Source organism: Xanthomonas sp. NCPPB 1826 (genome assembly GCF_056725285.1).
This window is the reverse complement of the sequence record NZ_CM161521.1, coordinates 1,834,458-1,848,857: the sequence shown is the minus strand read 5'-3', so window position 1 is coordinate 1,848,857 and position 14,400 is coordinate 1,834,458. Positions and strand designations below refer to the sequence as shown.

At 56.6% G+C, this 14,400-nt stretch carries 11 protein-coding genes; 3 read left to right on the top strand and 8 right to left on the bottom strand.

Annotation, left to right across the window (positions count from 1 at the left end):
- Positions 1-181 precede the first annotated feature (181 nt).
- The 4 genes from AC1PLA_RS08005 to AC1PLA_RS07990 all read right to left on the bottom strand — a co-directional run bounded on the left by AC1PLA_RS08005 (position 182) and on the right by AC1PLA_RS07990 (position 6,569).
- Positions 182-3,865, bottom strand: a complete 3,684-nt coding sequence (locus tag AC1PLA_RS08005) for a peptidoglycan-binding domain-containing protein (RefSeq protein ID WP_481105943.1) — start codon at positions 3,863-3,865, stop codon at positions 182-184.
- Positions 3,862-4,317 (bottom strand): hypothetical protein, encoded by a 456-nt coding sequence (locus AC1PLA_RS08000; RefSeq protein WP_323486917.1) that lies wholly within the window; start codon positions 4,315-4,317, stop codon positions 3,862-3,864. The genes AC1PLA_RS08005 and AC1PLA_RS08000 overlap by 4 nt, the downstream gene beginning before the upstream one ends.
- A gap of 44 nt (positions 4,318-4,361) precedes the next feature.
- A complete protein-coding gene (locus AC1PLA_RS07995; protein WP_481105942.1) occupies positions 4,362-6,065 on the bottom strand; it encodes a type IV secretory system conjugative DNA transfer family protein in 1,704 nt (567 codons plus the stop codon).
- Positions 6,066-6,227: 162 nt separating this feature from the next.
- Positions 6,228-6,569: a helix-turn-helix domain-containing protein gene (locus AC1PLA_RS07990; protein WP_033485469.1), complete on the bottom strand. Its 342-nt coding sequence runs from the start codon at positions 6,567-6,569 to the stop codon at positions 6,228-6,230.
- Positions 6,570-6,804: 235 nt separating this feature from the next.
- Here AC1PLA_RS07990 and AC1PLA_RS07985 point away from each other — a divergent pair, with 235 nt between their 5' ends.
- Positions 6,805-7,122: a hypothetical protein gene (locus tag AC1PLA_RS07985; protein ID WP_029820095.1), complete on the top strand. Its 318-nt coding sequence runs from the start codon at positions 6,805-6,807 to the stop codon at positions 7,120-7,122.
- A 48-nt stretch (positions 7,123-7,170) separates the two neighbouring features.
- Entirely contained in the window at positions 7,171-7,563 is a 393-nt protein-coding gene (locus AC1PLA_RS07980; RefSeq protein WP_076038853.1) for a hypothetical protein, read from the top strand.
- A 224-nt stretch (positions 7,564-7,787) separates the two neighbouring features.
- On the opposite strand, the gene AC1PLA_RS07975 is transcribed toward AC1PLA_RS07980, so the two are convergent.
- The 3 genes from AC1PLA_RS07975 to AC1PLA_RS07965 all read right to left on the bottom strand — a co-directional run bounded on the left by AC1PLA_RS07975 (position 7,788) and on the right by AC1PLA_RS07965 (position 10,434).
- Positions 7,788-8,675 carry a MobA/MobL family protein gene (locus tag AC1PLA_RS07975; protein WP_076038851.1) on the bottom strand — a complete coding sequence of 296 codons (888 nt, stop codon included), beginning with the start codon at positions 8,673-8,675 and terminating at the stop codon, positions 7,788-7,790.
- 102 nt (positions 8,676-8,777) lie between these two features.
- Positions 8,778-9,278 carry a hypothetical protein gene (locus AC1PLA_RS07970; protein WP_481105941.1) on the bottom strand — a complete coding sequence of 167 codons (501 nt, stop codon included), beginning with the start codon at positions 9,276-9,278 and terminating at the stop codon, positions 8,778-8,780.
- A gap of 31 nt (positions 9,279-9,309) precedes the next feature.
- On the bottom strand, positions 9,310-10,434 hold the full coding sequence (locus tag AC1PLA_RS07965) for a DUF4062 domain-containing protein (RefSeq protein WP_076038849.1): 1,125 nt from the start codon (positions 10,432-10,434) through the stop codon (positions 9,310-9,312).
- 534 nt (positions 10,435-10,968) lie between these two features.
- Here AC1PLA_RS07965 and AC1PLA_RS07960 point away from each other — a divergent pair.
- On the top strand, positions 10,969-12,360 hold the full coding sequence (locus AC1PLA_RS07960; protein ID WP_481105940.1) for a site-specific integrase: 1,392 nt from the start codon (positions 10,969-10,971) through the stop codon (positions 12,358-12,360).
- 42 nt (positions 12,361-12,402) lie between these two features.
- Here the strand turns inward: AC1PLA_RS07960 and AC1PLA_RS07955 are convergent, their stop codons facing one another.
- On the bottom strand, positions 12,403-14,217 hold the full coding sequence (locus tag AC1PLA_RS07955; protein WP_323522318.1) for a hypothetical protein: 1,815 nt from the start codon (positions 14,215-14,217) through the stop codon (positions 12,403-12,405).
- Positions 14,218-14,400 lie beyond the last annotated feature (183 nt).

The following is a 14,400-nucleotide window of genomic DNA, read 5'->3' as shown; positions in this document are numbered from 1 at the left end:
AAGCCCACGCTATTGCTTTTTCAGCAACCAAGGCTTGCGTCAAGCGAAGGTGCGTTGCGCAAAGCGCAGCCGCACATTGCGGAGTCGGAACACGGCGGATAGCGCACAAAACGCGTCAACATCAACTTAGAGCACGTGCTGCTCCCAATCGTTATCACACCGATCCTAGGCTTCCACCACGTCAGCCACCGCCCCCATCACCACTGGACGTGTCTGACATCGCTTGCTGTTGAGAGCGAGCGGCCATCGTCATCACGGGACCAGTTGGGCTCTTGTCGATCTCTTCGCGCTCCCGCTGAAACTGCACCATCTCCTGCGCCCGTTGCTGATCCAGTGCTTCCGTCTTCTGCAAGGTGTCATTGATGCCAGGCGATGGCGTGTTGAGCGAGGTTTCCGAGTGAAAGCCGGGCGTTTTGCCAAAGACAAAGGCGACATCATCTTGGATGGTCACCTTGCGGAGTTCATCCGCGCGTTCGATCCCTGACTCTTTGACGGCATGCAATACCTCAGCCGTCTTCTCATCGGATGTGCCCTTAGGGAGCCGCGCCTGGATGGCAGAGAACAACGCGTAATCCCGATGATCAGAGGGAAACGCCTGCTGAGCGGCATCTTGGAGGGGCCTTGCTTGCTCAACCCGATCCTCATCGTGTTCGTGTGCGTTAGAGCGGGCAGTTGTCCCACCAAAACCTGGCGACGACGCATAGGCAGCGGGTTGGCGCTCCGGCAATACGATCTGCGCCGGCACTTCGCTTTGCGTTGGAATTGCCGGCGACGGCGCTCGCACCGCCTCTTGCTGCTCTGCCTGCAATGGAACAGCCGATGGCGCACCGTTCTGTGGTGCAACTCCTTGCGCTTGCTGCTCGCTGCCCTGCTCCACCGGCCCATTTGCCGATGCCGGCGCTGTGGATTTCAAGGCATCTCGGCGCGCGCTTTGTGCCTGGGACAACGCCGCGTCCAGGTCTTGGCCGGCAACGCCCGTTGCCGGCAAACCTTGGTCTTGCTGGAACTGCCTTACCGCATGTTCCGTCTCTGGACCATAGTGCCCGTCTTGCGGCACGGCCTGACCGTTTGGCCCCCGGGCATCCACTTGCTGCAATCGATACTGCAAGAACTCGACCTCTTGTCCCCGGTCGCCGAGGCGCAGCCCTTCCACCTCATGCGATGACGGCGGCGTTGGAACAGTTGCCTGAGTTGGAGTTTCCTCACGAGACGTGAGAGCTGATGAAGGCGATCCGACACTCGGCGCAGACGCGCTTGCAGAAGCTGGCGCCACTGCCTCTGCCTTCGGCTGGACTGCGCCGGCTGTCGGAGGTGCAGCAACCTCAGGTGCTTGGGTCTCTTGTGGTTCGCGTTGCGGGACAGGTTCGGACTTCGGCTCAGCAGGCTTAGCGACCGGGCGCACGTCTTCCTGCAGAGGCGCGTTGACGGATGCAGGCATCACGACCGGAGCAGGCGTTGCCGTCTCCGCAACAGCAGGCCCGTCGGGTATGCGTGCAACGTCTCGATCTCGCTGCACGTCAATGGCTGCCTGAGGCGCTTGGGTTTCATCCACATGCGGAGCGGTAACGGTCGTTGCGGCGAAGCTTGCGACCTGTTGCGCCTCTTGCGTGGACACACCTTGCCGATTGGCTTCGCGCAACGCTTGCTCGTAGGCGTCGCGCTCCTGAGGCGACTGCGCATCAATGCGCAGGTCTGATGCACCGGCCGAAGGCGGTTGCTCCTGCCGAAGCGACTGCACCTCGCCGAGTGCGTGATGGATCTCATCAGCGCTGGTGGTCGCCGCAACGCGCACTGCACCATCGGCGTCCCGCCTCAGATGCTGGATGGGGCTGTCCACCGAGTATTGACCGGTCGCATCACGCTCCAATGCCAAAGAGCTGGTCGCTGCATCGATTCCGTTTGCCTCACGTGTCCGTTGCACCGCGAGCTGGATCGCGCCTGCGGTCTGTGCATTGGGCGCAACGCCATAGGCGGCATAGGTCGCTTCGGTATTGGCCTGGTCTTGCTGCTGTGGCGTTGGCGTTTGCCTTGCCGGCATCTGTGCCAATGCCTGCTCGTGCTGCTCCAAGGCCGGCTGCAAGCGTTCACGCGTCGCGTTAAGTTCCAACGGGACATTGCCTTCGGCAGCAACGCCATCATGCCGCCACTGGCCTTGCGTATCGCGCTGATACTGCTTGCCGTCCGATGCTTGCAGCGAGTCTGGGTTCAATGCGGCTTGCACGGCAGCTGGCACGGGGCCGAAGTCATCCCAGCCATTGCGCTGATGGGCAGCCTGATAAGTCGCTGCGATCGCAGCCGGACCTCGGGCGATGTTGGCGTCTACCACCTGGGCTGCTTGTTGATCCAACGCGGCATTGCGCTCAGGGCTTGCTGGATCCACCGTCCAGATGGGCCGATCGTTCCGATCGACGTCGTCGGCGACCATCCGAGACCACTGGCCACTTGCCGGATCATTCCGCCAATCCCGTGCGTAAAGATGCGCAGCATCTGCCTCACTGGATGGCTGCACATAGGGATTACTGGGTTGCACCTTGCCCAGCGCCTGCTCGGTCGCTTCGCCACTGGCGTGATAGTTCAGCTCGCGCGCCTTTTCAGGCAGTGCGAACATGGCCTGCTTCTGCGGCCTATCCACGCCATCGTTGGGCAGATCGGCCTTTTCTTGGCGCAGCCACTGGCTGCCGTTGAACTCCCAGCTCACGCCCTGCTTGTCGGTCTGCGCATAGATCTGACGGTTGTCCCACAGGGTCGCGGCCTTGTCGGCAGCGGCACTGAACAGATAACCATCGGCAACTACCAACGCGACAGGGCCTGCACCGGTTGTGCCAACAATGGCAGCGGCAGCGGCGCCGCCCGCCCAGCCGCCCGCGCCCCGGGCAGCAAAGTGCAACGCTTCTGAGCGTGCAGCAGTGAGGTTGTCTTGTGCCAACAGCGTGCCAACACGCTCTCCGGTTTGCGACGCATCGTAGGCAGTGGCGGCAACACCCAAGCCCGCAAGCCCTGCTGTCATCCCGGCGCGACGCAAGCCTGGGATTTCAGGTTCCGGCGTGGTTTGGATGTTGCGTCCCTGCCATTCATCCCAGCGCTGCTGACCCGCCTGGGCATGCTCGGTTGGCGGTTTCATACGCTGACTGAGCGGAAGCGTGCTCTGGTCTAACGCCCTTGAAGTTCCCTCAATGGCTGTTCCTCGAAAATACTCTCTGTTGTCGAGCCTCAGAACTTTGTTCTCGCGAAGCGCATCATCAGTGGCCGGGATGCGCAGCATGCCTTCGTGTTCACGCGCACGGGCCACGATCAGCTCAAAGGCTGCTTGCTGACCGAGCCGATCCTTCACACCAACCAGCGCTTCACGTGGAAGCCCCTCAATCGAGGTAACGTTTGGATTGGCAAGAATGTGAGGCACTTCAATTTCGCCAAAGACGCGGCTTGGCTGAGCGTCGCCCACGATCGCATGAACTTCACCTACGGTTGCATCGGCAAACCGTCCGGAAGCATCTGCCCAAGGACCTTGCGTAGGGTGGTAGAGCCACTCCGTGGCAGGCCCCCGATGAGACCCCTCTATCAGCTCACGAGGCGAAATTTCATAGATGTCGGCGAGCGCGGTATAGAACTCGCGGGAATTAAGAAACTTCGATGCCTGACTTTTATCGATAACCCGGATGTCTTCGCCAGAATCGATCATCGACCCAATGACATCAGTCGACCAGATGTCCTTTGCTGCTGGGCCACTGTAGAGAACAGTGACCTTGCCGGAGGCATTCGCATCCACCTGCGCGGCGAGCGACCGCAGCGATTCTGGTGTTTGATAATCGCCAGGGTTCTGACGAATCCTATCGATTGCGTCCTGGGCAGATATCGAGCCATTCACACCAAGCACCCCTCATCGATTTCAAAAACGATGTGGTAGTCCGTGTTTCTGGAGTGGACGCCAAAATCCTTGTATGCGAGCAAGGCCTCTTTGAGGTCAGCTATGAATTGCTCCTTGTCAGCCTTGAGATGCTCAGGCAGTCCATCTCCACCATTGATCCACATCAGTCTCCAATGGGACCAACCGGACTGACCTCGCGCGCCTCCACCGTCGACCAAATCCAGTCTCAGCGTCAGGAGTTCGCCATGCCAATAGAAGGAAAATTTCGTCTGGTTTCTGACTTCAATTTCAGTGCCGCCGCCGTTTGCGACATTGCGCAAATACAGGTCGCGATCACGATCAATTGTCCAGTCTCTTGCATTGGTGCCACCGACCACAAAGTCTCTATCGATTGCTTCCAAGTCGTATTTCACAACATCCGGTTCCGGAATAAATTCATTTACAAATGGCATCTTCGTTTCCCGGCATGGCTTAAATTTGTGATCAAGAGCTATTTTTATGAGCTCGAGACGGCGGCAGACAGCTTCTTCACCTCGGCTTTTGGTAGCAGCCGTTTGGTGAAATAGGCATCTTCGTAATACTTGATCTTCTCGCAGAGCACCGGGCTTGGGATGCCTTCATAGAGAAAGACTTCCTTGTCAAAGCCCATTGCCTTCAACTCCTGCGGCAGCATCAAGGCGCGGCGCTGCTCGGTCTCGGAGTAGGACACGCTGCTTTGCTTGCCACTGGTGTGCGACTTGTTCTTCTTGCGCACCGTGGTGTAGCCGAGCATGTCCGAGTAGTCGTTGGCATCTTGCTGCTCGCGTGGGGCGTAGACGATTTGCAAGGCATGGTTGGTGATGATCGTTCGCGAGACATCCTTGCCATATGTTGCGTCCAGCTGCGCCATGCTCTGGATGATCGGCAGCAAGCGGATGTTGTAGCCGGCCATGTAGCTCACCGCGCTTGCGATGATGTCGACCCGGCCGATGGACGTGAACTCGTCCATCAACAGCAAGCACTGGTGCTTGAGCGCCGGGTTGTTCTGCGGCAGCTCTTTGGTGTTGAGGTTGATGAGCTGACTAAACAGCAGATTGATCAACAAGCGGCTTTCGGCCAGCTTGTTCGGCTGGATGCCGATGTAGATGCTCATCTTCTTCTTGCGCACATCAGTCAGCAGGAAGTCGTTGTCGCTGGTTGATGCATCCAGGATCGGGTTGATGAACTGGTTGAGCGGCTCCTTGAACGTGCCCATGATCGACGCGAAGGTCTCCTCGGCTTGCGAGAGCAAATTGTCGAACGCCGTCTTGGCGTCGCGGCCCAGGAAGTCGCGCTGCGAGAGCTTTTTGAGGTAGCCCTTCAAGTCGCTTCCGTCCCCAGACGACACGCGATAGAGCATCCCAAGCGTTGGGAACATCCAGGTGTCTTTCGGGTGCTTGCGCTTGATCTGATCGTCCAAGCTATCGAACAAATAGAGCGTAAACGCCATGAACGCGTTGCGGGCCTGGCTCACCCAGAACTTCTGGGCGTCGGAGCCATCTGGGTAGAGCATGGCCGCAACACTCATCAGATCCGACACGCGAAACGCCGGATCGGGTGAGATGTAGCTCAGTGGATTCCAGCGATGGGTGCGCCCGTCTTCTGCAAAGGGGTTGAACAAAAAGACATCTTGGCCTTGGCTCTTGCGCCAGCCGGAAGTCAGATCAAAATTTTCCTGCTTGATGTCCAGAACCACCACTGAGCCTTGGTAGTCGAGCAGATTGGGAATGACGATGCCCACGCCCTTACCGGAACGCGTGGGCGCGGCCAGGATCACAAACTGCTGGCCGGGCAAGCGCACCAACTTGCCACCGCGCTTGCCGACCACAATGCCAGTTGGCGACGGTTTGAGCATGTCCTTCTTGGCCAGATCACTGCCCGAAGCAAAGCGGGCGTCGCCATGCAAGGCGGCGGCCTTTGGCTTGAACAGTGGAATCAGCAGTGCGAACCAGGCCAGGAGCGGCACGCCGAAGCCGAGGGCACCAGCCAGCTTGATCTTGGTGGCATAGGGAGCGAACTGGGGAAGGTCGAGGGCTTTGACGTAAGACCAATAGGTGCCGACGCTAAGCGGCCCAGCCACCTTCAACAGCATCAGGATCAACTGACCGGAGAGGTAGATGCCTGCGGTGAGGGCAAGAAGCAAGAGCACGATGGCGACGCTGAGCTTGGTCTTGCCGGTCATGACGCGCTGCCTTCCATCTGTGATCCCTGGCTTGTTTGAAAACGACCGTCCGCTCGCAAGATTACAGGATCACACCACCCGCTCAGATCGGATGGGCATTGGCATTTGTGTAGGAATTGTCTGACCTGCACGCATGCCAGGACCGCAGTAAGGCCCCCCGCACTATGGGCTAGGCTGATTGCTGCCCTGGGCTTTGAGCTGCAATTCGGCCACGACCTTTCGCTGCTCCTCGACGGAGAGCTTCGCGAGCGCCTGGATGGCGTCTGCCACCTCATCGGTCTCGGCGAAGAAGGCAGCCAGTGGCATGCCGAGAGCGTCGGCCAAGCGCTTGGCGGTGCGTAGATCGCACTCGTTCACGCCCTTCTCGTAGCGATTGATGCGCGTCCTGGCCACCTCAGGAGCCAGTCCAGCGGCAACACCCAAGGCTTCTTGAGTCAGCTCGGCCTTCTGGCGCGCGTGACGGAGGCGGTTGGCGAAGATGAGACGAGCGTCGTCCAGATCCAAAATGTGACCACAAACATGCAATGACGTGTTTGAGCATGAGGTCTCCGACTTGCCTTGTCTGTTACTTTATCAGTAACATGGTTCCGTCAGCCAATCAACTGCGACTGCCAAGCACCAACACCGGTCATTCCTGCCGGTGTGCGGAGGCGTGCAGCCATTGAGCATGCCGGCAATCAGGGCATCCGAACCTGTCGGTCTGGTGGATCCCTAGCGCTCTTCCCTTCCCTCTTTGGAGATGCACATGTCAAAGCTTTGCTTGGCCCTGGTTGGCCTGATGTCGGTCTGTTTGGCCAGCTGCTCTTCCGGTGGCCCCTCGCAGTCTGAGCGAGAGCATGCATTCCTGCTGTTCGTCCAAGACAACAGCAACGAAAAGGCGCGTATTGAAGACTTCGAAAGCAACCAGTGCACGAAGGCGGAAGGTGCGCCCAGCTACACCTGTGACGTAACGGCCAAGGTCAGAGCCATGGATCGCGACTTTGGCAATCAGATGGACGGGGTTTACTCGTTCACCAAGATGGGCGGCACTTGGAAAATCACTGGTCGCGTCCAATAACCACCGTTGGCGATCAACGGTGACACCATCCATTCCTCAGGAATTCGCATGACCGTCGGCACTTTTCTTACCCTGGTCTTCTTCGCTGGCTGCGCCGCGATCTTCTTGGTGCTTGCTAAGACGGTGAAAACGCGCAGTGACAACGCAACATTTGACCATGACTTCCAACGATTCCACGGCTACAAGAACACGCGCATTGCTATGTCAACGGTCCGCTCATCTATCAAGTTTAAGACGGGAAGTCGCATCAAGTCATATGCACTGAGCGATGTGCGATCTTGGGAAAAGCACTGGCACAACTACAACCGCGAGGGCACGCTGACGCTCAATGTTCGCGACATCGATCATCCCGTTTGGACGATCAAGTTCGGCAACGAGACCGAGATGAACAAGTGGTATGAGTTGGTCAGTCAGGCGGTCAACGAAAAATTGAAGCTCTGACCGAGCGACAATTGCGCTAGGCGACTGGGCTTGACGGCGAAGACTTCTCTGCTACGAATCGAAGAACCACAACACTGGATTCGTCATTATGACTTCTGCCGTCCACTCCCTCGCTACGCTCCTCGACCATCAAGAGCATCAACTCCGCCAGACCCATGTCGAAGGCTGGATCGCCCAACAAAACGCGGCTGGCTTTGGCATTGATCAGCACATGACCGACGCCCTCAATGCGTATCTTGATGGCCGCTTCGATCTACTTGCATTGTTGACAGAGCTTCGTCGTCCTTATTTGAACTGAGTCTGCCAACGGATGTCGGCATAGGCATCTGCGCCACCGAAGCCTGATCAACAGAAGTATCCATGCCTGGCCCAGGGCGCTCTCGCTGGGCCTGTTCCGCCGTATGGCCATCCGGCACGCTCAACAGTCGCCCCTCTTGGCGGTAGCGGGACAGAAGCTGCTCAAAGCTTGCTTGTCCTTGGACAAAGATCCCGTTGCCTCTCATCGCTTCCAAGCGTTCCGTCAAGGGCCGATGCTCAACCGCCTTGCCGATGCCAGCCTGTTCAAGGTGTGCATTGATCCGATGAGCGATCATGGCGCGGATCCATTCGATTTCCTCCTTGCCATTGATGCGCCCATCGAGCACCCGCGTCTTCTGGGTCAAGCCAGAGGCTTGCATGCGCCTGGTTGTTGCAAGCAGATGGGCGTAGAAGTAGCGAGGATCGTCTTTGGTCGGGCGATGGTGACTCGCTTGCAGGGCAAAGCCAAAGCGCTCAATCAGGCGATGTGCGATATCCAGGGTAAGGTCCCAGCGCTTTGGGTCATCAAGCTCGTGCGGCAGCGCGATGGCGAAGTCGCGACACACGGTGCTGTTGCAGCGTCGCTCTGCGGCTTCTGCAGCGGCCCAAAGTGCTTGCGGGTCATCGGCCCATGCAGGCGAACCAAGTGGCGCCATGCAACGCGATTGGATGATGCCTGCCCTACCCCGGTAGTCGTGGCGAGCGTCCGACTTGGGATCGGTGAGCAAGTAGCCGCCGCGATAGGCCGCAGCTGCGATCGCAGAGTGCCCCTTTGATCGGCTATAAGTTTTGATGCGGGTGTGGTAGATGGCCATGCGTTTCTCCTGATGTTGGAGAAACACTTTCTCTAGATTTAGAGAAGCGCAAGGCCTTTGGGATCACTATTTTTCGCTGCTTTCGTTGCCTAACTGATGGAACTAGCTAGCAGTTCGATCGACCTCAAAGATGCGTCTCAAGCTAACGAAAGGCCGAGACGGATGGGAGAGCTCAGCGCTCCATGTAGCAAAGCGCTTAACCGCGCCACGGGGATGGACACTACGGGGCTGTCCATCCATGCCAAACGCGATCTTGTCGCCGTCCCCCCATTGGCTGGGCATTTGACCAACCACCACCGGCCCATGTGGCGTAAGTGATAGTGATGCGGTATCCACCACGTCATGTGCTGGGAGCGCTACCTCTTTCACTGATGCGAACCATCCGAACGGCTCAGCCAGAGTCAGACATCGAGTCATGCCCTCTCCTACCTTGAAGAGCGAACCTGCGCGCTCGCCTTGGAGCATCAAGAAAGCGAGAACAGGGTCGCCTTCTTCCTGCTGATTGTTGACCAACATTGCCCAACTCTCTCGGAACAGAAAGATGCTGCCAGGTGATAGGTCATTGGGAAGCCGATCTGCAAAAGCTTGTGCGGGAATGCTCATCGATTTCTCCCGGTTGACGTCATGTTGGACGTCAGTTGATCCAGCGGCGGCGCAAGAGCACGACCAGGTCTTCTACGATGCGCTGCGCGTCCATGGACAGCGCCTGCCTGACTTGATGTGGTGGCGAAAGAAGCATGGGCTCTTGGTGCTCACCCTGTCGCCAAGGCACTTGCATGCTGTTCGGGCTGGCGTCGTGCTCAGCGCGAGTCCTCCAAGCGCCGGCGTGCTCTCCGATTAATCGCACTGCCGGCACCACGTGGGTAAGCCGTTCGGTAGGGTCAATCTGACCCAGAAGCCAAGCGGCATAGGCGATCGCCGCTTCAAGCTTCTCTGCGACGCTTTCTTCCAAGACCACCGATAGCCCCATGTCGCGCTCGGGAGGTGGCACGGGCAAGCTCAGGAGCACATCCCCATTCGGCCAGAGCCGGATCGACGCACCTTCGCTGCGTGGACCTTCTTGGGCCAAGAGCAACGCGTCTCCCTCTAAGCGCGACTGCATCCCCAAGCCACGATCAAAAATGGAGGGTTTTCCGAAGAGCGCATGCTGTTGCATGGCCTCCAGAAGGGGCTGGGCTTCCATCTCGGCGGGGCGAAGCACTGTTGTGTCCGGTCCAGCTGCAACAGCAAGCTGCAAGACCGTGCCACTTTGCTGATAGCCGCGCTCGATCCGTGGGAAGAGCGCCAGTGCACGATCGCGCAATCCTGTGGGATCGAGGAGCGCCACGGCCTGCGTCAGCTGGAACCGATGGATGGCGCGAGTTGCCTTTTGCCCCAGGTCATCCGCTGAGACAAAGCCATCCCAGAGCTGACCACCTTGCCACTTGCCAATCTCCTTAATTAGTTCGGCTTGATCCGGTTCCGCTTCCACGCCGGACTGCACGAACATCAGAAGTGGCTTGCGGCTCCGGGCCTCATGCACCTCTTCGTGCGTTGCTGAAACGCCTCCTGCCTGCTTGGTCCCGTAGCGCGGTCCAAGAACGAGGATGACAAGATCCGCATCGCGCACGCCACTCAGACATGCGACTTGGGGAGAGCTGGCTCGGGCGCCGAAATCCTCCGCCATGATGGCTTGATGACCGAGAAGCTCGATGGCCTGCTTGACTGCCGCACGCTCGGCTTCCATACCCGTGATAAGCGAACTGATGAATATTTTCATATCTTGACCATTTCGAACCGTGGAATGACGCTAACCCTCGCCCGGCGAAAATCAGGTGACTGTCATCCTGGAAGCTGGGCCACTTGCTCTCCGTTGTTGCTAGTCCCCGGGCCCATTTCAGACCACTTATGTCTCAAATGCTCAGACTTCCTTTCAAGAGTTTGCAAAAGCCCAAACGCCATAAATCAGATTGCCTAACTGTCTTCTTAAGAATTATTATATTAGGTAGAGCCACTTAATTTATCTGGCGTTCATTTTATTTGCGTGAGATATCTCTCGCTTTTTTGCGATTTGTTACTTTTAAACACTACAAGCACGTCTATGGCTATTTTAATCAAATCAAACAAAAATCCCCGCGCCGCCTACATTATTCTATACAAAAAGACCAAACAGATTTACTCATCTTTGCAGAAATTCGCACCGCAAGAAGATCCGGCTTAGGCAATCTTCCTGATCAAAATTCTGTCTCTTTTTTGTATTGACGAAAATCGCCACTGCCTTATCACAAATCTACCTCCACACACGGATAAGTAGATGCCTTTGCAAATTCCTCAATTACAGCACTATCTGCAACACCCCGTTGGCGATCTTTTTATCGAAGAAGTCCGTAGCGGAAAGTCCGCTTTTAAGAATATTCGCATCACGAGCCAAGCTGGCGCAGTCTACTTTCAAGATCTCGTTCAAGCGACACTCGACGATCAAGAGCGCAAGCGCCGACTTAGACGCTCAGGAACGCGCTATGCAGAGCCTTTGCCTCCGGCAACTCCGGCCAGGCTTCTTTCAAAGGAGGTAGAAGACTTCCTCAATGACAAGGATCGCCAAGGCGTCATGCGGACGACTATCGACGCCTATCGGCGAACACTCGCGATCCTTCAACGCGTGACTGGCAACATCTCCGTCGCGCGCATCAATCACACGCATATCTATGAGATGTGGGATCTGTTGCGCTGGGCCCCTGAGAACTTCATGTCCAATCCAGCCTATCAAAAGCTTGACGTCAAAGGGTTGATCACTAAAGGGCAGGCCTTGGGCAGAACACAGCCAGCCAACGCTACGCTTGAATTGCATCGCCGCTTCTTGAACTCCTTCTTCAACACGCTAGACGATGCCAAAGCTATTCCTCATTCGCCGATGGCAGCGTTCAAAGCTCCTCGTGCCGACCTTCTCATTGACCACGACGAGCCAGAGCGTCTGCTCTCACCAGAAGAAATCCAGAAGATCTTCAACCCGGAGACCTTCCTGCCGTGGGCCAGAAAATACCCGCACAGATGGTGGTGCCCGCTCATTGCCCTTTTCACGGGCGCTCGGATCAATGAGATCGCGCAGCTCAAAGTGGCCGACATCATGCAAGACCAAGGCGTGTGGTGCTTTTCGATTCAGAAGACCGTGGATGAGGACTTGGCGCAAAGCGCAGGCAAACGCAGCCGGCAAAGCCTCAAGGGCAAGAGCGCCATCCGTAAGGTGCCGATCCACCCAAGCCTCATCCAGGCGGGCTTCCTCGACTTCTTGGCCGACATCAAAGCGTCCGGCCACCCGCGCCTCTTCCCCAATTTGTCGGCCGGCACCTGCCGCAAGACAGGCGAGCCAAACGGGCGCTACAGCCAGGGCTTTGTGAACCAGTTTGCGAAGTATTTGAAGGAGCTTGGCTTTGGCAAAGGCATCGGATCGCATGCGTTCCGGCATACGCTTGCAACCGAACTAGACGCCAAGGGCGTGCGGGTAGAGCACATCGCATTGATCACAGGCCACTCTCTGAGCAAGAAGGCGCCTGTGCTCCAAGACAACTATGTCCACAAGTCGTCAGGAAATGTTCGGAAGATCCAGATCGAGGCGCTGGATCAGTATCAGCCGTCTGTGACACTTCCAGGCTATGTGCGCGGGCAATTCAAGGAACGACTCAGCAGAGATGCAAAGATGTACCCATGATTTTTGCTGTATATTTTTGGTCCACCCTACCCAGTCGATAGATCAACCGGAAGGTGCTACTGGCTGCGCAGGAGGACGACCAAATCTCGACTCTTCTCCCCAAAGTGGGACATTCTCGGCCCGCTTCGTAAGGTGAATGAGAAGGTCCATTGTCTTAAGTGGCAGATTTTTTTTCGTCTTTAAAGCATCGCAAACACGTTCAAAATTCTGCCTTTCGAATTCCAAGGCCGTATCGATCGTCCAGCTCACATGCTGGCTCATATCGTCAAGCAGCCGGCCTGCTGCGAAAGAAATGTAGGATTGAGCATTCTCAAGAAGCCGCCACGCCAAATCATCGCGCTCACCTTGATGGACAAACACATTACGGGCCCGATATATGCGCATGATCTGCCACTTTACACGCTGCTCTGACCGAGACAGCGCTTTTCCAAGCGCCTGAGGATCATGACTTTCCTCCCAAGCGTTTTGAAGGTGGTAGCAAAGAAGTGGATTGACGCCGCCGATACGCAGCAGAGCTAGTATCCCCGGGTTGTCTTTGAGGCCTGTAATGCAGCTTAGAACATCCTCTCTCGCGACGTGCCCCTTCGTTGAGGCTGGCATTAAAGCAAAGTCAAGCGCACTCTCAGTGAGCCGCTTAACATCCAAAATACACAAAGCAAGATAAGTCACAGTCTTATGAATGCGCCGAGACGTAACTACTGGCGCGATGAGGTGCATGACGCGCTCGCCGATGTTAGGTGGTCCTTTCGGGCCGACCATCGCTTCGAGCGATGTCCAAAAGTGACTCAAAGCTGCTGGCGGATCATTACTATCCAATCCGAGCGCGTGTGCGCTCAACATATTCTCAAGTCTGCCGCTCAGCCGTCCCCCTAACTCATTAAATCTCTGCCTTGTAGTCCGAGCAAAGTCATTACGTGCAAAAAGACCGTAATGCGCCGCTGCCGAAACGTCGACCGCATGCATGCCACTGTCGGTTTCAACAAGCACCTGATGACTGAGTCGATGATGATTGCCATTGGCATATAGCGATAAGACGTTCAGCAATAGCTGGAAGCGCAGCCTCGCGCGCTCTGCTGCAAGACGCGGCGTCATCGCAGTTAAAGAAATCTCAGCCAAATAAAGCTCTGAGTGCACATGATGCCAAGCCAGTGCCACCTCGCTTGTTCCGAGGCGTGACACACCAATACGCGAGAAATCTCCGCCAGCCAGAAGTGCATCGATCTTGCTGACATCCCCGCTTACAGCGATGAAGCAACTTTGATTTTGCTCTGGCGTGGTAAGTCTTTGATAAATTTTATCAAGCCACGCAGCAGGTTCGATAGACAGATCGACTAAATTTTCATCTGACAAAAATTCATCGCGCCGACCGAGTTGGTGAGCACGCGTCGCCATCATCCCAAGGCTACGTAAAAGAAAAGACTTCTGTTTGAGTTCTGGCTCAATTAGCGATAAAGCGTGCTGGTAAAAGACAGCTAAAGGATTGCCACTGAGATCTAATACCAGCCGTGCACTCTCTGCGACTCGATGGATATCGTCATGCTTGACCGTCGTAAAAGCCGAAAGAGTCTGCACCGCATGCTTGGCAGCACTTGCTAACGGCAAACGCATAATCGCAGAAGCTTCGTCTCGGATCTCTTCGCAAATGAGATGAACATGCGCAAGCCACTTCGAGTCCACTCGTGCCAGCTCACACACACGGTAAAGCTCGCTCAACAGCGAGAACGGATCAAGTGCTCTGGCCCGATAACTATCTGGCGACTGAGGGTCGAGTAACTCGCGCCAAGCCTGCTCCAAGAAGAGCGTGTCGCGATTGACAGAATTGTCCTGCAACACCCATTCGGGCAGCCAAATAGCCATGCCCAGACCCCGTAAAAGGACACGGGCCGCACCACACTTGGTGGATTGGCCCGGTCTGAATAGAAGGTTGTCTCGCGACGTGTGAACATAGTAACGCAAATGTGACAAAACGCAAGAGGGGCAGCGCCTTCCTGAGAACGAGGATGGCATCAGAGCGGGAGCGACTTTTCAGAGGCGAGACAC

What these genes read in the sequence shown, in the direction of transcription:
- AC1PLA_RS08000 (WP_323486917.1), bottom strand. Translation starts at nt 4,317, where the DNA reads ATGCCATTTGTAAATGAATTTATTCCGGAACCGGATGTTGTGAAATAC.
- AC1PLA_RS07995 (WP_481105942.1), bottom strand. Translation starts at nt 6,065, where the DNA reads ATGACCGGCAAGACCAAGCTCAGCGTCGCCATCGTGCTCTTGCTTCTT.
- AC1PLA_RS07985 (WP_029820095.1), top strand. Translation starts at nt 6,805, where the DNA reads ATGCACATGTCAAAGCTTTGCTTGGCCCTGGTTGGCCTGATGTCGGTC.
- AC1PLA_RS07980 (WP_076038853.1), top strand. Translation starts at nt 7,171, where the DNA reads ATGACCGTCGGCACTTTTCTTACCCTGGTCTTCTTCGCTGGCTGCGCC.
- AC1PLA_RS07975 (WP_076038851.1), bottom strand. Translation starts at nt 8,675, where the DNA reads ATGGCCATCTACCACACCCGCATCAAAACTTATAGCCGATCAAAGGGG.
- AC1PLA_RS07970 (WP_481105941.1), bottom strand. Translation starts at nt 9,278, where the DNA reads ATGAGCATTCCCGCACAAGCTTTTGCAGATCGGCTTCCCAATGACCTA.
- AC1PLA_RS07965 (WP_076038849.1), bottom strand. Translation starts at nt 10,434, where the DNA reads ATGAAAATATTCATCAGTTCGCTTATCACGGGTATGGAAGCCGAGCGT.
- AC1PLA_RS07960 (WP_481105940.1), top strand. Translation starts at nt 10,969, where the DNA reads ATGCCTTTGCAAATTCCTCAATTACAGCACTATCTGCAACACCCCGTT.
- AC1PLA_RS07955 (WP_323522318.1), bottom strand. Translation starts at nt 14,217, where the DNA reads ATGGCTATTTGGCTGCCCGAATGGGTGTTGCAGGACAATTCTGTCAAT.